18 protein-coding genes are annotated in these 18,579 nt (G+C 38.0%); all 18 read right to left on the bottom strand.

The window, feature by feature from the left end:
* Positions 1-68: 68 nt before the first annotated feature.
* The 18 genes from trmD to sdaAB all read right to left on the bottom strand — a co-directional run bounded on the left by trmD (position 69) and on the right by sdaAB (position 18,576).
* Complete coding sequence (gene trmD, locus MHH69_RS05565; RefSeq protein ID WP_122970498.1) at positions 69-797, bottom strand: tRNA (guanosine(37)-N1)-methyltransferase TrmD; 729 nt, start codon at positions 795-797, stop codon at positions 69-71.
* On the bottom strand, positions 797-1,315 hold the full coding sequence (rimM, locus tag MHH69_RS05560; protein WP_122970335.1) for a ribosome maturation factor RimM: 519 nt from the start codon (positions 1,313-1,315) through the stop codon (positions 797-799). The genes trmD and rimM overlap by 1 nt, the downstream gene beginning before the upstream one ends.
* Positions 1,316-1,644: 329 nt before the next feature.
* Positions 1,645-1,878, bottom strand: a complete 234-nt coding sequence (locus tag MHH69_RS05555) for a KH domain-containing protein (RefSeq protein ID WP_122970334.1) — start codon at positions 1,876-1,878, stop codon at positions 1,645-1,647.
* A gap of 14 nt (positions 1,879-1,892) precedes the next feature.
* The gene (gene rpsP, locus MHH69_RS05550; RefSeq protein ID WP_122970333.1) at positions 1,893-2,165 is read right to left on the bottom strand and encodes a 30S ribosomal protein S16; all 273 of its coding nucleotides are present in this window, start codon (positions 2,163-2,165) and stop codon (positions 1,893-1,895) included.
* A gap of 105 nt (positions 2,166-2,270) precedes the next feature.
* Entirely contained in the window at positions 2,271-3,629 is a 1,359-nt protein-coding gene (gene ffh / locus MHH69_RS05545) for a signal recognition particle protein (RefSeq protein WP_122970332.1), read from the bottom strand.
* A 15-nt stretch (positions 3,630-3,644) separates the two neighbouring features.
* Positions 3,645-3,980: a putative DNA-binding protein gene (locus MHH69_RS05540; RefSeq protein WP_122970331.1), complete on the bottom strand. Its 336-nt coding sequence runs from the start codon at positions 3,978-3,980 to the stop codon at positions 3,645-3,647.
* A 108-nt stretch (positions 3,981-4,088) separates the two neighbouring features.
* The gene (locus tag MHH69_RS05535) at positions 4,089-5,282 is read right to left on the bottom strand and encodes an MFS transporter (protein ID WP_341361866.1); all 1,194 of its coding nucleotides are present in this window, start codon (positions 5,280-5,282) and stop codon (positions 4,089-4,091) included.
* Positions 5,283-5,430: 148 nt separating this feature from the next.
* On the bottom strand, positions 5,431-6,660 hold the full coding sequence (ftsY, locus tag MHH69_RS05530; protein ID WP_122970329.1) for a signal recognition particle-docking protein FtsY: 1,230 nt from the start codon (positions 6,658-6,660) through the stop codon (positions 5,431-5,433).
* A gap of 19 nt (positions 6,661-6,679) precedes the next feature.
* Positions 6,680-10,234 (bottom strand): chromosome segregation protein SMC, encoded by a 3,555-nt coding sequence (gene smc / locus MHH69_RS05525; protein ID WP_122970328.1) that lies wholly within the window; start codon positions 10,232-10,234, stop codon positions 6,680-6,682.
* A 1-nt stretch (position 10,235) separates the two neighbouring features.
* On the bottom strand, positions 10,236-10,997 hold the full coding sequence (rnc, locus tag MHH69_RS05520; protein WP_122970327.1) for a ribonuclease III: 762 nt from the start codon (positions 10,995-10,997) through the stop codon (positions 10,236-10,238).
* A gap of 153 nt (positions 10,998-11,150) precedes the next feature.
* Positions 11,151-11,387 carry an acyl carrier protein gene (gene acpP, locus MHH69_RS05515; RefSeq protein WP_122970326.1) on the bottom strand — a complete coding sequence of 79 codons (237 nt, stop codon included), beginning with the start codon at positions 11,385-11,387 and terminating at the stop codon, positions 11,151-11,153.
* A 188-nt stretch (positions 11,388-11,575) separates the two neighbouring features.
* Positions 11,576-12,322 (bottom strand): 3-oxoacyl-[acyl-carrier-protein] reductase, encoded by a 747-nt coding sequence (gene fabG / locus MHH69_RS05510; RefSeq protein ID WP_122970325.1) that lies wholly within the window; start codon positions 12,320-12,322, stop codon positions 11,576-11,578.
* The gene (gene fabD, locus MHH69_RS05505) at positions 12,315-13,265 is read right to left on the bottom strand and encodes an ACP S-malonyltransferase (RefSeq protein ID WP_122970324.1); all 951 of its coding nucleotides are present in this window, start codon (positions 13,263-13,265) and stop codon (positions 12,315-12,317) included. Before fabD ends, fabG begins: the two co-directional genes overlap by 8 nt.
* A 32-nt stretch (positions 13,266-13,297) precedes the next feature.
* Positions 13,298-14,287, bottom strand: coding sequence for a phosphate acyltransferase PlsX (gene plsX, locus MHH69_RS05500; RefSeq protein WP_122970323.1), 990 nt, complete (start codon positions 14,285-14,287; stop codon positions 13,298-13,300).
* Positions 14,271-14,861 (bottom strand): transcription factor FapR, encoded by a 591-nt coding sequence (fapR, locus tag MHH69_RS05495; RefSeq protein ID WP_122970322.1) that lies wholly within the window; start codon positions 14,859-14,861, stop codon positions 14,271-14,273. Before fapR ends, plsX begins: the two co-directional genes overlap by 17 nt.
* Positions 14,862-14,970: 109 nt before the next feature.
* Positions 14,971-17,016: an ATP-dependent DNA helicase RecG gene (gene recG, locus MHH69_RS05490; protein ID WP_122970321.1), complete on the bottom strand. Its 2,046-nt coding sequence runs from the start codon at positions 17,014-17,016 to the stop codon at positions 14,971-14,973.
* On the bottom strand, positions 17,009-17,902 hold the full coding sequence (sdaAA, locus tag MHH69_RS05485) for an L-serine ammonia-lyase, iron-sulfur-dependent, subunit alpha (RefSeq protein ID WP_122970320.1): 894 nt from the start codon (positions 17,900-17,902) through the stop codon (positions 17,009-17,011). The genes recG and sdaAA overlap by 8 nt, the downstream gene beginning before the upstream one ends.
* Positions 17,903-17,913: 11 nt before the next feature.
* Complete coding sequence (gene sdaAB, locus MHH69_RS05480) at positions 17,914-18,576, bottom strand: L-serine ammonia-lyase, iron-sulfur-dependent subunit beta (RefSeq protein WP_341361865.1); 663 nt, start codon at positions 18,574-18,576, stop codon at positions 17,914-17,916.
* Positions 18,577-18,579: the final 3 nt, after the last annotated feature.

Below are 18,579 nucleotides of genomic sequence, written 5' to 3'. Positions count from 1 at the left end.
CACTTCATAAAAGAAGCACAGATTGAATATTACCATAAAACTATTGATTTATGCAAGTAATATATAAATTATTTTTGGTTCTTTAAAGCTTCAATAAAAGCTTGTTGGTCCTTTGTTAATTCCATTTGTTCTAGTAAGTCAGGACGTCTTTCAAACGTACGTTTTAATGACTGTTCTTGTCGCCATTTTTCAATGTTTGCATGATTACCAGATAATAAAACGTCAGGCACTTTCATCCCTCTAAACTCTGCTGGACGTGTATAGTGAGGGTGTTCAAGTAACCCCGTGGAAAAGGAGTCATGGATATGGGAATCTTCTTGTCCTAAAACGCCAGGCAGTAGTCTTACAACAGCATCAATAACCGTCATCGCAGGTAATTCTCCACCCGTTAAAACAAAATCACCGATGGAAATTTCATCTGTAACAAGATGTTGTCGTATTCGTTCATCATACCCTTCATAATGCCCACATAAGAAAACAAGTTCTTCCTCTTTAGCAAGCTCTTCTGCCTTCTTTTGAGTAAATCGTTCACCTTGAGGGCACATGAGGATAATTCGCGGTTTACGGCCTTCTGTAATCGTCTCTACCGCTTGAAACATTGGTTCCGGTTTTAATACCATCCCCGCTCCTCCACCGTAAGGATAATCATCGACTTGTTTATGTTTATTATTACTAAATTCACGAATATCCGATACGGATAATGTTACAGCTTCTTTTTCTTGAGCTTTTTTCAAAATAGATGAACCGAAAACACCTGTAAACATCTCTGGGAATAAACTTAAAACATGTATATTCATCATAAAAGCCCTTCCATAACGTGAATCGTAATCTTTTTCTCATCTACATCTATTTCTTTTACAATATCCTCAATGTACGGAATATAATGTTTTTTCCCGTTTGGTGCTTTAATCTCCCATACATCATTGGCACCAGTTTGTAAAATATCTGAAACCGTTCCGATTTTTTCTCCCTCTTCAGAGAACACTTCACAGTCCATGATTTCAAAGTAGTAATATTCATTTTCCTCTAATTCGTCATCCGCAAGTTGATCTTTCGTTACTTTTAGAAGACCTTCTTTAAATGGCTCTACAAGATTAATGTTATCGTAACCTTTAAACATTAATAATATAAAGTTTTTATGGCGACGAGAGCTTTCTACCGTAACCCACGTTGGTTTATTTTCATCTTTTTTGAATACCGCCAGTTTACTCCCTGGGGCAAACCGAACTTCTTCAAAATCTGTAGAAGAAAGAACCCGAACTTCACCACGAATTCCATGTGTATTCACGATTCTACCTACATTAAACCATTCCATAGTCATTATTCCACCCTTCAATCCGTTCTACTTCAGAATAACTGTCCCCTAATCCGCTCACATTTCTTACTTAAAGGGAACTGCCAAAACTGAAGTATTTACATGTAGTCGATTATTTTTCTATATTTATATCCTTCACTCTATCGACTTTATCATACTAAAAAGAGTAATAAAAAAGAAGGGATAGCCTAGGCTCCCTCCTATTTTATGTCCAGCTTTGGTGGTTAGCTGTTACGGTCACTTCAGTATGAACTAACCTATGCGAGTCGCATGCTAGAATCAAATCTTCAAGCACCTTCATAGCTCATCAAGCCACCTTCGCTTTTCTTTTAATCCAATATATCGACGTAAGTCTTTTTCTTATGGTGACTGCCTGCAGCTGAATAAACAATTGTACGAATTGCCTTTGCAACACGACCTTGCTTGCCTATGACTTTCCCTCTGTCTTGTGGATGGACAAAAAGTTTATAAACAATTCGACTCGAATTCTCATCCGTCTCAATACGAACTTCCTCCGGATAATCGACTAACGGTTTTACGATTGTTTCAATCAGCTTCTGCATGACGCCACCTCCGATTATTTACTGAATTTTTGGTTGTGGAATTTTTCCATAATACCTTGTTCTGAGAACAGGTTACGTACAGTATCAGATGGTTTTGCTCCATTAGCTAACCATTTAAGAGCTTTCTCTTCATCGATGTTTAATGTAGCTGGTGAAGTAAGTGGGTTGTAAGTACCAACTGTTTCAATTTGACGTCCGTCACGTGGTGAACGAGAGTCAGCTACTACGATACGATAGAAAGGAGATTTTTTAGCTCCCATACGTTTTAAACGAATTTTAACTGCCATTTTTTCTTGCACCTCCGAATAAGTTTCACACAAGATAGTATATTATCAATGTTTCTGTAGTTTGTAAAGTGTTTTTTCTTAACAGTAAAAAAAACCTTCAACTTTTTACTTAAATAATGAATCTAAACCAGGTAATTTCATCTTTTTCTTCCCTTTTCCTTGGGACATTCCTGTCATTTGTTTCATCATTTTTTTCATATCTTCAAATTGCTTCAGTAAACGGTTCACTTCTTGAATCGAAGTACCTGACCCTTGCGCAATCCGTTTTTTACGGCTTGCATTGATAATATCAGGATGTTTTTTCTCTGCAGATGTCATGGAATAAATGATTGCTTCAATTCGTCCCATTTGTTTTTCATCTACTTTAACGTTATCAAGACCTTTAATTTTATTGGCACCTGGTAACATTTTCAAAATTTCATCAAGGGGCCCCATTTTTTTCACTGCTTGAAGCTGCTCAACAAAGTCATCAAAGGTAAAGCTTTGGTTCATGAATTTCTCTTCCAATTCCTTCGCCTTTTCCATATCAACATTTGCTTGTGCTTTTTCAATTAATGAAAGAACGTCACCCATCCCTAATATACGAGAAGCCATTCGTTCTGGATGGAATGGTTCAAGGGCATCCATTTTTTCACCCATACCGACGAATTTAATCGGTTTTTCTGTTACAGCACGAATAGATAGCGCAGCACCACCGCGCGTATCACCATCAAGCTTCGTTAAAACAACGCCTGTAATTCCAATTGTTTCGTTAAAACTTTGGGCTACGTTAACGGCGTCTTGCCCAGTCATCGCATCAACAACTAAAAATACTTCATCAGGCTCTTTTAACGCTTTAATATTTTTCAATTCATCCATTAGTTCTTCATCAATATGCAAACGACCGGCCGTATCGATAATGACAACATCATGGTGTTCCTCTTTTGCTTGCTCTATCGCTTGGCGTGCAATCTCCACAGGGGAAACTTGATCGCCCAAGGCAAATACAGGAATGGAAAGTTGCTTCCCTAATGTTTGAAGTTGTTGTATGGCAGCTGGTCGATAAATATCCGCAGCTACTAATAAAGGTTTACGATTATATTTTTTTCGTAATACGTTCGCTAATTTACCAGTAGTTGTCGTTTTACCGGCACCTTGTAAACCGACCATCATAATAACTGTCGGTGGTTTTGTATTAAATTTAATTGGGCTTTGTTCGCCACCCATTAATGATGTTAACTCATCTTGAACGATTTTAATTACTTGTTGACCTGGCGTTAAGCTTTTCATCACTTCAGTGCCAACTGCACGTTCACTTACTTTTTTAACAAACTCTTTAACAACCTTTAAGTTAACGTCTGCCTCGATCAATGCAAGTCGAACTTCTCGCATCATCGCTTTAACGTCTTGTTCGGTAACGAGACCTTTACCTTTAATCTTTTGGATTGTTCCTTGGAGTCGTTCTGCTAACCCTTCAAATGCCATGTTTAGTTTAGCCTCCTAATCCGTTTCTTTTAGTTGATTAATTAATGTAAGACGATCTTCAACCGTTTTCGTTTCGTCTTTTATTGCAATTGTTAATTGCTCTAAGATTTGCTGACGTTCACCAAATTTTTCAAATAATCTTAGTTTATCTTCATATTCCTCAAGCATCGCCTCTGTACGACGGATATTATCATATACAGCTTGACGGGAAACTTTATAGCTTTCAGCAATTTCACCTAACGAAAGATCATCTAAATAATAAAGTTCCATATAACTTCTTTGTTTATCTGTTAATAATGCTTGATAAAAGTCGAAGAGAAAGTTCATGCGTGTTGTTTTTTCAATAAGCATCAAAATATCTCTCCAATCATAATTTGTCTACTGTATCATATATGTTTTCAAATATACTGTCAAGGAAATTTCCTTGTCCAAAAAGGTTTTCTATGTAGAATTTATTCGCTAGTTTTCTAACGGTAGATGTTGGCGAATACTCGCTTTACGACCATGGAATACAAAATAAACAACGATAGAAAGTAAAATCCAAATTACCGTCAAACTATACACCGAACGATAACTCATTTGCCCTAATAATAACCCATAAATATATGGCCCTACTCCAATTGCCAAATCCATAAAGATGAAAAAGGTTGAAGTTGCCGTCGCTTTCCGGTGTGAATCAGCTTCCTTAATAGCAATAGCTAAATAATTGGATTGAACTGTCCCGTAACCAATTCCGATGAAGACACTAGATAGCAAAATCATCCAACTACTATTTGCTTGACTGAGGACAAAAAAACCGACTACTAATATCGTAAGCATTGGATACGTTAATTTATTTTCCCCTAAACGGTCAAATAACCGTCCAGTAATTGGTCTTGTCAAAACTAATGCAATCGCGTACACAACAAAAAAATATGTTCCTACTGATGCATAACCAATATCGGCTGTATAAAGGGATAAAAAAGAAAGTAAACTCGAGTAACCAAGTGCTAACGTAAAAATACAAAGGGCAATCGGTAATGCTTTTTTCTCAAATACATCATTCCATGTAAAGGTTAATGATACCTTTTGATCCCCTTTTTGTTGTATTGGCGTAGCAACGGTTAAAAATATACCGATTAAATTACAAAAGGCTACTATAACTAAAATCCATATCAACATTTCAAAAGTAGCCGTTCTCATAATGATTATCCCGATAAAAGGTCCAATCGCCATCGCAATGTTCATTGCGGTTGCATAATAGCCCGTTCCTTCTCCACGACGTTCATCCGGCACTACATCGGCCATAATCGCGCCAGCTGCTGTCATTAAAAAGCCAAAGGTAAACCCATGCATTGCTCGAATGATCATGAGGAGGGAAAAGGATGAGGCGAATTGGTGGGCTAAAACCGCTATAAAGAAAAAGATTGCCGAAATAACAAGAATTTTTTTACTCCCAACTACTTCTACGATTTTCCCTGCAAATAAACGTGCAATGAGCGCCGTCAAAACATAAATCCCAACGGCTAATCCCGCTGCTCCTTGACTCATTCCAAAATTGGTAGTCACATGTAGAGTAACAGTAGCTAACAAGCTATAAAACACAATATGTGTAAAAAAATTAATACCCCATATCATAACGAAATTTTTCGTCCATAATTTTGGACGCTCCATATTGTAATCCCCCTTACGTTTCACCCAACATTATACTAAATCTTCTGTCAACAATCAGCATTACTTAAAACAAAATATTTCGGGTAAATATAAAAAGTGTAGATAAAGCAATACAACACTTTATCTACACTCAAGGTAAATTCATTTTTTAATCGTCAATTTTCTCTAATTCTTTTTCTAAACCTTCAGCAAATAACCCGTAAACATAACGTTCTGCATCAAATGGTTGAAGATCATCCATTTTTTCCCCTAGACCAACAAATTTAACTGGGATATGAAGTTTGTTACGAATCGCTAGTACGATACCACCCTTAGCTGTCCCGTCTAGTTTCGTTAATACAATACCCGTTACATTCGTCGCTTCTTTAAATGTTTGGGCTTGAACAAGGGCATTTTGTCCAGTTGTTGCATCAAGGGCTAATAACACTTCATGAGGTGCATTCGGAATTTCTCGGGAAATAACACGATGTACTTTTTCCAGCTCTTTCATTAAATTAACTTTGTTTTGTAAACGTCCCGCTGTATCACAAATTAATACATCCGCTCCACGTTTTCTAGCAGCCCCAATTGCATCATAAATAACTGCAGCTGGATCAGACCCTTCTGATTGTTTAATTACTTCACAACCAACTCGATCTCCCCAAACTTGAAGCTGATCAATAGCACCTGCACGGAATGTATCTCCTGCAGCAAGAATAACCGACTTCCCTTGGGACTTTAAACGATGGGCTAATTTACCAATCGTTGTTGTTTTACCAACACCGTTTACCCCTACAAATAAAATAACGGTTAATTCGCCATCCGGTTGTAAATTTAATTCTGCGATATCTTCCTCTCCTGCTTCGTAAATTTCAACAAGCTTCTCAGAAATAATCGCTTGAATACCTTCTGTATCTTTTATGTTTTTACGTTGTACTTCGAAACGTAATTTATCCATTAATTCCATTACTGTATCGAAGCCAACATCTGCTTGAAGTAATACTTCTTCTAATTCCTCGAAGAAGTCTTCATCTACTTTTCGGTAACGGGCAACTAAATCGTTTACTTTAGATGTAAAAGTATCACGAGTTTTAGAAAGTCCCTGTTTAAATTTTTGTGTAATAGACCATGCTGAAGGTTTTTTCTCAACTACTTCCGCTACAGGCTCGAGTTCATTTTCACGATTCGTATCAGATTGAGCTTTGTTTTCAGCCTCTTCAATTTCCTCGATTACTTCATCTACTATTTCTTCAACCGATTTTATTTGTTCACCCTCTTCAATTAACAGGGATGAATCATCGGATTTAACTTCTACCTCGGAATTTTCCAACTCTTGTTGAACTTTTTCTTCTTCGGTATTTCCAATAAGTTTTTCCTTCAATCGTTTAAAAAAGCTCATTTTCTTCCGCTCCTTTGTCCTACAATACAGCTTCCTCTTCAAGTTTTACTGAAACAAGTTTTGATACACCGGACTCTTGCATCGTAATACCATACAATACATCTGCCCCTTCCATCGTCCCTTTCCGATGGGTTATGACGATAAATTGTGTATCACTACTTAATTTTCGTAAATATTCACTATAACGTTGTACATTTGCCTCATCCAGCGCTGCCTCAACCTCATCGAGGATAACAAATGGAACTGGACGAGTGTTTAAAATAGCGAACAATAGCGCAATCGCCGTTAACGCCCTTTCCCCACCGGATAAAAGACTTAAATTTTGAAGTTTTTTCCCTGGTGGTTGTGCAACGATTTCGATTCCAGTTTCAAGTAAATTTTCAGGATCCAATAATACTAGATCTGCTTGTCCACCACCAAAAAGTTCTCGGAATACGTGTCTAAATTGAGTTTGAATCATTGTGAACGACTCTCTAAAACGAATAGACATTTCCTCATCCATTTCTCGAATCGCTTCATGCAATGTCTCTTGAGCTTCTAATAAATCATTACGTTGTTCTGATAAAAACGTATGACGTTCTAAAACTCTTTCATATTCTTCGATGGCTGTTAAATTTACCGGACCTAATTCTTCGATTGATTGCTTTAACAATTTTACTTTTCGACGTACTTGATCAACGTTTTCAAGTTCAATTGCATGTTGCTGAGCTTCTTCAAAATCAAGCTCATACTGTTCTTCCAACAATGTATGTAAACGATTGATTTCAAATTCTACTCTACTTCGTTTTACTTCAACTGCTCGTAAACTTTCTAAGTAACCTTTATGAAGTCTTTGCAGCTCTTTTAGTTGTTCTTCTAGTCGAGATAAAGTTTGTTGATGCCCTAAACGTAATCCACGATTTTTTTGGATTTCTTTTGTTAACAAATCCTTTTTAATCGACCATTGTTGAACAGTTGCTTCTATTTCCTCTTCAGAAGGACCGTTTACCTCGTCGTTTTGAATCCATTGAATTTCTTGCGTAATGGAAGTTACTTGTTCCTTCGCTTTAGAACGTTGCAGGGCGAGTTCAGCAGTCGCAATTTGAAGCTGACTTAACTGTTCTTGTACAACGGCAAGTTCAGAACGTTTTTGGGCCGACGTTTCTCGAAGAACATCCTTTTCTGTTTCCACTTGAGATTTTAACTGGGTAAGTTGATCAACGGTTTGATTCACTTCCTCCAGTTCCGTTTTCAGCTGTTCAAGCCGCTCCATCGCCTCTTCTTTTTGTTGTAGAAGTGTCGATTTTCTAGTCGTCATAGAAGTTTGTTCTGAAGAAGCAACATTTACTGTTGCCTTCAATGATCTTTCTTCCACTTCAATTGCGTGTAACTTTGCCTTTTGCTCGATTTCCTCGCTACGTAGGGCATCACCTTCCAGCTTCAATTCTTCTAATTTTTCCCGTAAAACCGTTAACGTCTCTTTTTCAACTGAAACAGATTTTTCTGCTTGCATAATGGAATTTTCCATTTGTTCAAGCTTCACTGTTAATTGATCAAGTTCAGCTTTTCGGGTAAACAATGAAGATTGCTGCTTGGAAGCACCACCAGTTAACGAACCACCAGCATTGACAATATCCCCATCAAGGGTTACAACTCTATATCTAAAGCCACAACTTCTTGCAATTTGACTAGCCCCTTCTAGATTCGAGGCGACAATTACATTTCCAAGTAGATTTTCTACAATGGAGCGATTAGATTCATCGAACTCGACTAGTTCATAAGCAAGACTGACGAAGGATGGATGATCAAGTGCTGATGCATATTGCGTATGCTGAAGTTTACGGGATTTCATTACCGTTTTCGGTAAAAAAGTTGCCCTTCCTGCTCGTTTTGCTTTTAACCAACCGATCGCTTTTTGAGCATGTTGCTCCGTTTCTGTGACGATATGTTGGGATGCTGCTCCTAAAGCTGTTTCAATCGCTTTTGAATATTTTGCGTCAACATGAACTAATTCTGCTACAGCACCTTCAATACCGCTTAGTTCTCCCCGTTCACGGGCTAACAAAATTTCCTTAACCCCTTGGAAGAAACCAGAAAAGTCTGCTTCAAGCTCTGCTAATGTTTCTTTTCTTGCTTTTAACTGTTGCTGATGTTGATAAGCTTGATATAACAATTGTTGCTTTTCTTCAAAGGATGATGAAGTGCTCTTCAATTTTTGTTGCATTACTTCATATTGTTCAAGCTTTTCTTTCAGTTTGTGCTCTAAATTTTGAACGATGGATTGAAGCTCCTGTCTTTGGGCAGTTACTTGTTCTAGTTTTTTAGCCATTTCTGCAGAACGATCATTCATCCGTTCAGCTGTTTCCAGCTGTTGTGTTAATTGCTGTTCAATATGCTTTAATTCATTTTTAACTGTAGCTTCTTCATTCAATAAATCAATGTATTTATCCTTTGATTGTTCAATTTCTTTTTCAATTTCTACTGCAGAAGAATTTAGCGTTAACTCTAATTGCTTAATTTCACTTTTTAGCTTTTGGACTTCCTTTTGCTTTTCAGCAAATTGTAATTTTTTCTCTTCTTCACTTACTGCTAATTCTTTCTCTTCGTTTTTAGCTTGTTGTAATGCTTGTTCCAATTGGGATAGTTGTTTTAATACATTGGATCGCTTTTCCTTTGTGAGGGCTTTCCGACCTTCCCAACGTTCTACCTCTGAGCTAGCTTCCACTAGTTGTTCTTGGGCACTGTCTAAAACTGTATCGATATCTTTTAATTTTCCACGGATATCATCAATCTGCCCTTCGTAATTAGCAATTTCTAAAGCATGTTGTTGTTCCGTCGATTGTAATTGTTTATGTTCTTCATTGATTTGCTCTAAATCTTTCCCATTATTCAATAAATCGTGGACCGTTAAAGCTATGTCGGACTCCCTTAATTCTTCCGTCATCCGTACATAGTCATTGGCAGCAGATGCTTGCATTTGTAATGGTTCAAGACGACCATCTAATTCATGGAGAATATCTAATACCCGATGTAAGTTTTCATCGGTTTCCACTAATTTATGTTCTGCTTTTTTCTTACGAATTTTATATTTTAAAACTCCTGCTGCTTCTTCAAAAATCGTTCTTCGATCATCTGGTCGGCTATTTAATATTTCATCGACTCGTCCTTGAGAAATAATCGAAAATGCTTCTTTCCCAAGTCCCGAATCCATAAACAAGTCCGTAATATCCTTCAGGCGACATTGCTGATTGTTCAGCAAATATTCGCTATCACCTGAACGATACACACGTCTCGTTACACTAATTTCCGAATATGGTGTTGCTACTTGCTCATCTTCATTATTTAATACAAGGGTTACTTCAGCAAAATTGAGTGGTTTCCTTGATTGACTACCTGCAAAGATAACATCTTCCATTTTCGCACCACGTAAACTTTTTGCCGATTGTTCTCCTAATACCCATCGAATGGCATCGGTTACATTACTTTTGCCACTTCCATTCGGACCAACTACCGCTGTAACACCTGGTACGAAATCAATACCAATACGATCAGCAAACGATTTAAAGCCTATTACTTCAAGTCGTTTAAGGAACATACTACTCCTCCTTAAAACTAGACTGATTTAATGCAACCATCGCATTTTGCGCCGCTTGTTGTTCAGCCTCTTTCTTCGATTTCCCACGTCCTATTCCTAGTTCTTTGTCGTTTAATAAAACGCGCGAAACAAAGGTACGGTTATGTGCTGGTCCTTTTTCATCGACAATTTCATAATGCAATACACCATTGTTTGATTGTTGAACCATTTCTTGCAATTGACTTTTGAAATCCATCACATGCGAAAAAGCACCGACTTCTACTTTTGGGAACACGATTCGTTCTAAAAATGCTACAACGATTTCTAACCCTTGATCTAAATAAAGAGCACCAATGAAGGATTCAAAAACATCCGCTAAAAGGGCAGGACGTTCACGACCACCTGTAAGCTCTTCCCCTTTCCCTAAAAGAACATATTTACCGAAATTTAATTCGTTGGCAAAAATAACAAGGGACGGCTCACATACGATCGATGCCCGTAATTTTGTTAACTCTCCCTCACTCATATGGGGATATCGCTCAAAAAGGTATTTAGATACAGAAAGTTCAAGAACAGCGTCTCCTAAAAATTCTAGTCTTTCGTTGTCTGTAAATAATTTGCGACGATGCTCATTCACATAAGATGAATGGATAAATGCTTGATAAAGTAAACTTTTGTTTCGAAAATAAATATTTAATTCCTCTTGTAAATATTCAAATTGATGTCTTACCTTTTCAGGTAATACCCCAACTTTTTGATGATTCCCTTTTTTTCTTATTGTCATGAACAATCTGCCTTCCTAATAGATTCTACCGTTTAGTTTACCTTGTTCAGTGATAGAAATTCAACTTTTCTTTGTATAATCAGTAAACTAATATAAAAAGAGGCACAAATTAACGCTTTACTTAGAATGCGAAATGTGTGCCTCTTTAAATTTTTAGCTTATTTTACTTTCAATGTAACTGATAGCATCGCCAACAGTTCCAATTTTTTCAGCATCATCATCTGAAATTTCCATATCAAACTCATCTTCAAGTTCCATTACTAATTCAACAACGTCTAATGAGTCTGCACCTAAATCCTCACGGAAAGAAGCTTCTAATTTCACTTCGCTTTCGTCAACGCCTAAACGGTCAACGACTACTTTTGTAACACGTTCTAATACTGTAGCCAAGTCGGTCACCTCCCCTCAAATAGTATATTCGAAATAGCTAATTTATCGCAAATGGATAAATTCGATATTTTCGTTATACAAATTTAAAAGTTTATATGAAGTTATTCATACAATCAACAATAAATTGTAAAGAAGTAAACTATTAATTACTTTCGTATTAATAATATTTTACTAACTTCAGTTTTTTATTACATATACATTCCACCGTCAATATGAAGAGTTTGACCTGTCATATAACTTGCATCATTAGAAGCTAAGAATACAACCGCCTTCGCGATGTCTTCTGGTTGTCCTAATTTAGCTAATGGAATTTGATTTAACATTGAGCTTTTAATGTCTTCTGGCAATTCATCAGTCATTTCCGTTGTAATAAAGCCTGGAGCAATGGCGTTTACTAAAATGTTACGGGATGCTAATTCTCTCGCCGTTGTTTTTGTTAACCCGATAACACCAGCTTTTGCAGCAACGTAGTTTGCTTGACCGGCATTACCCATTACACCTACGATGGATGAAATATTAATGATACGACCTGAGCGTTGTTTCATCATTTGACGAGTAACAGCTTTTGTACAAAGGAATACGCCTTTTAAGTTCGTATTCATTACTTCATCCCACTCTTCTTCTTTCATACGCATAAGTAGGTTATCTCTCGTTATACCAGCGTTATTTACTAAAACGTCAATGGAACCAAATTGTTCAATTGCAGCCGACATTAAATTTTGTACAGACTCAGTATCTGAAACATTCGCTTGTACTGCAATAGCTTTTGTACCAAGTTGTTCGATTTCATTTACTACTTCCTGTGCTTTTTGTTCACTTCCACTATAGTTTACAACTACATTCGCACCTTCAGAAGCAAGTTGCAATGCGATTGCACGTCCAATTCCACGGGAAGCACCTGTTACTACTGCCGTTTTTCCTACTAGTTTACCCAATTAGCTCTCCTCCAATAGCTTCCACTACTTCGTTAAAAGAAGCTTCATCATAAACACAATATGTTTTAACTGAGCGGTCTATTTTTTTCACTAAACCTGATAATACTTTACCTGGTCCACATTCGATAAAAATAGAAACTCCTTGTTCAATCATATATTTAACGGAATTTTCCCACTGTACCGGAGAATATACTTGTTCAACTAATTCATGTTGGATTGAAGAAACATCTTTCAACTCTTGTGCCCATACATTTCCTACAACAGGAATTTGAGGGTCAGTTAGTTGAACATTTTTTAATTCTTCTCCTAATTTTTCGGAAGCACCGCGCATCAACTCTGAATGGAATGGACCACTTACTACTAATGGAATAGCACGTTTTGCACCAGCTTCTTTTGCTGCTACACAAGCTTTTTCCACCCCATCTTTAGTGCCAGAAATTACAATTTGACCAGGACAATTTAAATTAGCAAGCTGTACTGGATCACCTTCGCTAGTAATTTTGTCGCAAACTTCCTTTAAAGGTTCTGCCGCTAAACCTAAAATCGCCGCCATCGCACCTTGACCAGCAGGAACTGCTTCATTCATATATAGTCCACGTTTATGAACGATTTGAACAGCGTCTTCAAAGGAAATGGCTCCAGAAATCACTAATGATCCATATTCACCTAGAGAGTGACCAGCTGTGTAATCTGGTTGAATACCTGCATCCATTAATTTTTTTGCAACCATCACACCAGTTGTTAATAAAGCTGGTTGTGCGTTATAAGTCAATGTTAATTCCTCTACCGGACCATTTAACATTAATTTGGATAACTCAAATTGTAAAACTTTATCTGCTTGATCGTAATACGCTTTACTCTCTTCACTATTTTGAACAAACTCCTGTCCCATCCCTACTTGTTGAGAGCCTTGTCCTGGAAAAATAAAAGCTATTTTCGTCATGTTAATCCCCTTTTCTAACATCCCTTTTGTTATTACTTTTGGCTTTCCGCAATTGTCTCTTTAATAACTTCCGTAACATGGTGTTCCACCATAATTGAAGCTTGACGAATAGCGCTATAGATTGCCCTTGCATCGGAAGAACCGTGGGCTTTAATGACTGGTGCTTGTAACCCAAAGAGCGCTGCGCCGCCATACTCTGAATAATCTAATTTACCTTTTAAGTTTTTCAATTCATTTTTCATGAGCAATGCACTGATTTTCGTTTTTCCTGAAGACATGAATGCTTCTTTTAACATCGTCATCATTGCACCAGCTGTACCTTCGATGGATTTTAAAACCATATTCCCTGTGAAACCATCTGTTACAACGACATCGGCCACATTATTTAATAAATCACGCGCTTCCACATTGCCGATAAAATGAATGTTGGATTCTTTTAATAAAGTGAACGCTTGTTTCGTTAAGTCATTCCCCTTTTTATCTTCTGTTCCGATATTTAATAATCCTACTCGAGGATTGTCGATACCTCTTACTTTTTTTGCATAAACATAGCCCATAATGGCGTATTGTAAAATATTTTCTGGTTTTGCATCGGCGTTTGCACCTAAATCTAGCATTAAAAATCCTTGGCCATCAATTGTCGGTAAAGTTGTCGCTAATGCCGGACGAGCTACCCCTTCAATACGACCGACTTTAAATAAGCCACCTGCCATTAAAGCACCGGTATTGCCTGCCGATAAACAAGCGTCCGCACGTTTCTCAGTGACCGCTTCTAAAATTTTCGCCATAGAAGAATCCTTTTTACGACGTACAGCCCGAGCTGGGTCATCATCTCCTTCGACAACTTCTTCACAGTGGATTACTTGTAAACGCTCATGTTGTTTTAAATACGGTTGCAACTCTTGTTGTTTCCCGTATAGTTGAATTTCAATATTTGGAAAGTCTTCTAATGCTAACAATACACCTTCAACGATTGACTTCGGTGCATGATCGCCACCCATACCATCAATTGCTATTTTCATTTTGGTCACCTAAACCTTTCGTGCGATACATCTCAAATTCACCTTTAAAAACAGTTTCATTATTTACAGTTGATACAACATCTATATATGTACGATTTTTTTGATCGTCTTGGCCGCGTACTGTTGCTTTCGTTATCACACGGTCACCTGCTTTCACAGGTTTTACAAAGATGACATTTGATTTTACAGTCAATGCCAGTTCATCATTAATTACCGCAACCGCTAACGAGTTTGCTTGTGCAAATAAATGATGTCCCCTCGCAATGCCATTACGTTGGAAAACATGCTCCTCTTTCACATCAAAAATAGATAGGGCACGTTGATCTAATTCAATATCAATAATTTCTCCAATTACTTCATCAATTGGTAGAGCCTTTACTTCGTTCTCATAATTTTTAGCAGCTACGTCTTTTATACGTTCACGCAATTCAGGAATAGAAAGTTCCATCCTATCTAGACGTATGGTTTGAACGCTGACTCCAAACTCGGAAGCTAACTGTTCATCGGTGACGAATGGGTTCTGTTCAATTGTTTCCGTTAGTAGTCGTTGACGTTCTTTTTTTGTTCGCTTCAATCCCTCGTCACCTACTTCTAATTTTTTTAGCACTTGGTACTAATACCAGTATACATTTCAAAAAAAAAGAACGCAACAAAAAATGTTACGTTCATAAAAAAGCATTTATTTAGTCAATTCGTTCTCCCGTTAAAACTCCGGATTCCTCTAACATTTCACGCAAATAACGATATTCCGCATCTTGCCAAAACTGCTCATCATAAATAAGCTTTGCAGCATCCTGCCTTGCTACTTCTAACGTTCGATAATCATGGACTAAATCAGCCATTTTAAAATCTGGCAATCCACTCTGTTTCTTTCCAAAGAAATCTCCTGGTCCCCGCAATTCCAAGTCCTTTTCAGCAAGTTTAAAACCATCGTTTGTTTGGGTCATGGACAACATTCGCTCTTTCCCTTCATCTGTTTTCGGGTCTGCGAGCAAAATACAATAGGACTGATGCTGGCCACGCCCAACCCGGCCGCGTAATTGATGAAGCTGAGACAATCCAAATCGGTCGGCATCATAAATAGCCATAAAAGTAGCGTTTGGAACATTTACCCCTACTTCCACGACGGTTGTAGAAACAAGTACATCGATCTTACCTTCTGTAAATGCTCGCATCACTTCATCCTTTTCTTCTGAAAGAAGTCTGCCGTGCATTAAACCTACATTATAGCGACCATTAAAAATCGTCGCCAATTGTTCATATACTTCCACTGCATTTTGAACGTCCAATTTCTCCGATTCTTCAATAAGGGGACAGATTACATAGGCTTGTCTTCCCTGTCGTATTTCTAATTCCATTTTTGAAATGACAGCATTTAATTGTTCTTTCTTCAACCAATGGGTCTCGATTTCTTTACGTCCAGCTGGTAATTCATCGATTATCGAAACGTCCATTTCACCGAATGCAGTAATTGCTAACGTTCTTGGGATTGGAGTTGCAGTCATAAAAAGTACGTCGGGATTCATCCCTTTGTCTCTAAGAATTCTACGCTGTTCTACTCCGAACCGATGTTGCTCATCGGTAATGACAAATCCAAGATTAGAAAAAATAACATCCGGTTGTATTAACGCATGGGTCCCTATTAAAATATTAATTTCTCCATTTTGTAATTGTTCTAATAAAAGCCGTCTTTCTTTCGTTTTAGTAGAACCTGAAAGCAGTGCAATTTTCACCCCAATCGGTTCAAACAACGATTGTAAAGACTTAGCATGTTGTTCAGCTAAAATTTCTGTAGGTGCCATTAAAGCTCCTTGATAGCCCGCTGTAACGGCAGCATAAAGACAAATGGCAGCAACAATCGTCTTACCAGAACCAACATCCCCTTGTAATAGACGATTCATACGATGGGGCTCTTTTAAATCTTTACAAATTTCATTTACGACTCTTTTTTGAGCATTCGTAAGCTCAAATGGAATCCTTTGTATAAATTGACGCACTTTTTGTAAATCATAGGCAATGGCAATGCCCTTTTCATTTTCTTTCCTTGCCTTACGCAAAGATTGAATACGTAATTGGAAATGCAACAGTTCCTCATATACAAAACGTCTTCTAGCCTGTTTCGCCTGGTTTGCATCTTTCGGGAAATGAACTCCTTCCAAAGCATCTAAAATCGGGAGCAACTGATATTGCTCCAAAAGATGCTTCGGAAGTGTTTCATCCATGTCGCCACCGATTACATCTAACGCTTGTCGCATATATTTACGAAACTTATTTTGGTGAATGGATCCCTTTAAACTGTATACCGGTTCAAAATCTGCATTATCGGTTTTCGGGCCAAATTTGATGGATGTACCATTGATGACCTGTCTTCCTCTATCCCATTTCCCTGATACGGTTACGATTGTACCTGGCGTTAATTTTGTTTTTAAATAATTTTGATTAAAAAAAACAACTTTTACGAGATGTCTTCCTGCTAAAACGGTTACTTGAATTCGTGACTTATTTTTCCCTAAATAAAGGACAGAAGGGACACTTTCTACCCTTGCTTCAATGGTTACTTTCTCATTGTGAGGTGTTGTAGCCAAATCCTTCAAACGATAATCTTCATGTCGATATGGAAATGTCCAAATTAAATCTTCTATCGTATAAATTCCCATATCACCGAGGTGATCAGCCGTTTCTTTCCCAATTCCTTTTAAAGCTATAACCGGATCAGTAATACTAGTCAACTTTTACCGCGCTCCCAAAGATTTTCGCAGCAAGAGCCTGACCAGTAGGCGTTGCAGCTAAACCACCACGGGCTGTTTCTTTTAAGCTCGGGTGCATCGTTTGACCGATTCTAAACATCGCTCCAATTACTTCATCACAAGGAATCCGACTTGTTATCCCAGCAAGTGCCATATCAGCGGCAACCATTGCGTTGGCAGCACCCATCGCATTACGTTTTACACACGGCACTTCAACGAGTCCTGCAACGGGGTCACAAACTAATCCAAGCATGTTTTTCAACGTAATAGCAAAGGCTTCTGCACTTTGAGCTGGTGTTCCACCCGCCATTTCTACAATAGCAGCAGCTGCCATCCCTGCAGCAGAACCGACTTCAGCTTGGCAGCCTCCAGCTGCACCAGAAATAAAAGCGTTGTTCGCTACAACAAATCCAAAAGCACCAGAAGTAAATAAAAAGCGAATCATTTGCTCTCTGCTAGGATTCAATTTATTTTTCACGGCAAATAGAGTTCCCGGAACAACTCCAGCTGATCCCGCAGTTGGTGTTGCACAAATTGTTCCCATAGCAGCATTGACTTCATTTGTGGCAACCGCTTTACTTACTGCATCTAACAGTAAGTCTCCAGATAAACTTTTACCTGATGATATATATTTTTGTAGTAATACAGCATCTCCACCTGTTAAACCAGATACGGATTGAACACCATTTAACCCCCGTTCAACCGCCTGCTCCATTACAACTAAGTTTTTATCCATTTGTTCAAAAATGGCTTCCCTTGAACGTCCACTCATGTTCATTTCTTGTTCAATCATAATATCAGAGATGAGCTTATTTTCTTTATCCGCAAGTTCAACCAATTCTCGTACGTTTCGAAATAATACGTCCATCTAGCTCACTCCTAATTGTTAATTTTAGATACTTTCGTAATGTTTGGTATCATTGAAATTTGTTTTATGATGCGATCATCAACATTTTGGTCCACTTCGATGACCATTAATGCGGTTAAACCACGCTCAATTCGCGATACTTCCATATGACCGATGTTGACATGATGCATTGCCAAACAATTGGCAACGTTTGCAATACAACCGGCACGGTCGTCATGAACAACTAGTAAAGCCGGCATACCCCCCGTTAAACGTAGCTTAAATCCATTTACTTCACTGATTTCAATTTTTCCACCACCGATAGAAATTCCTTCAACCGACAACTCATCTATTTCATCCCCTAAAACAATGCGTGCCGTATTCGGATGCTCCTTATTAGCCGTCTCTGGAATAATTTCAAATTCTAACCCCGCTTCTTTTGCAAGCTCAAAGGACGTTTTAATACGTTCATCAAAAGTATCAAAATCCAGCAATCCACCTACAATCGCTACGTCCGTTCCATGTCCTTTATACGTCTCTGCAAAAGAGCCATATAGATGAATTTTTGCCCATTTAGGTTTTCGACCAAATAAATCTCTCGCCACTCGTCCGATGCGTGCTGCACCAGCCGTATGAGAAGATGAAGGGCCAATCATAACCGGTCCTATGATGTCAAATACAGATGTGAATTTCAACCT

Origin of the sequence: Ureibacillus sp. FSL E2-3493 (assembly GCF_038077515.1) — a bacterium.
GTDB lineage: Bacteria > Bacillota > Bacilli > Bacillales_A > Planococcaceae > Ureibacillus > Ureibacillus halotolerans.
This window is presented reverse-complemented; position numbering and strand designations above follow the sequence as displayed.

Bases quoted from the DNA above. Each gene is read 5' to 3' on its own strand.
- trmD (WP_122970498.1), bottom strand. From the start codon at position 797: ATGAATATACATGTTTTAAGTTTATTCCCAGAGATGTTTACAGGTGTT.
- rimM (WP_122970335.1), bottom strand. From the start codon at position 1,315: ATGGAATGGTTTAATGTAGGTAGAATCGTGAATACACATGGAATTCGT.
- MHH69_RS05555 (WP_122970334.1), bottom strand. From the start codon at position 1,878: ATGCAGAAGCTGATTGAAACAATCGTAAAACCGTTAGTCGATTATCCG.
- rpsP (WP_122970333.1), bottom strand. From the start codon at position 2,165: ATGGCAGTTAAAATTCGTTTAAAACGTATGGGAGCTAAAAAATCTCCT.
- ffh (WP_122970332.1), bottom strand. From the start codon at position 3,629: ATGGCATTTGAAGGGTTAGCAGAACGACTCCAAGGAACAATCCAAAAG.
- MHH69_RS05540 (WP_122970331.1), bottom strand. From the start codon at position 3,980: ATGCTTATTGAAAAAACAACACGCATGAACTTTCTCTTCGACTTTTAT.
- MHH69_RS05535 (WP_341361866.1), bottom strand. From the start codon at position 5,282: ATGGAGCGTCCAAAATTATGGACGAAAAATTTCGTTATGATATGGGGT.
- ftsY (WP_122970329.1), bottom strand. From the start codon at position 6,660: ATGAGCTTTTTTAAACGATTGAAGGAAAAACTTATTGGAAATACCGAA.
- smc (WP_122970328.1), bottom strand. From the start codon at position 10,234: ATGTTCCTTAAACGACTTGAAGTAATAGGCTTTAAATCGTTTGCTGAT.
- rnc (WP_122970327.1), bottom strand. From the start codon at position 10,997: ATGACAATAAGAAAAAAAGGGAATCATCAAAAAGTTGGGGTATTACCT.
- fabD (WP_122970324.1), bottom strand. From the start codon at position 13,265: ATGACGAAAATAGCTTTTATTTTTCCAGGACAAGGCTCTCAACAAGTA.
- plsX (WP_122970323.1), bottom strand. From the start codon at position 14,287: ATGAAAATAGCAATTGATGGTATGGGTGGCGATCATGCACCGAAGTCA.
- sdaAA (WP_122970320.1), bottom strand. From the start codon at position 17,902: ATGGACGTATTATTTCGAAACGTACGAGAATTGGTTGAACTTGCGGAT.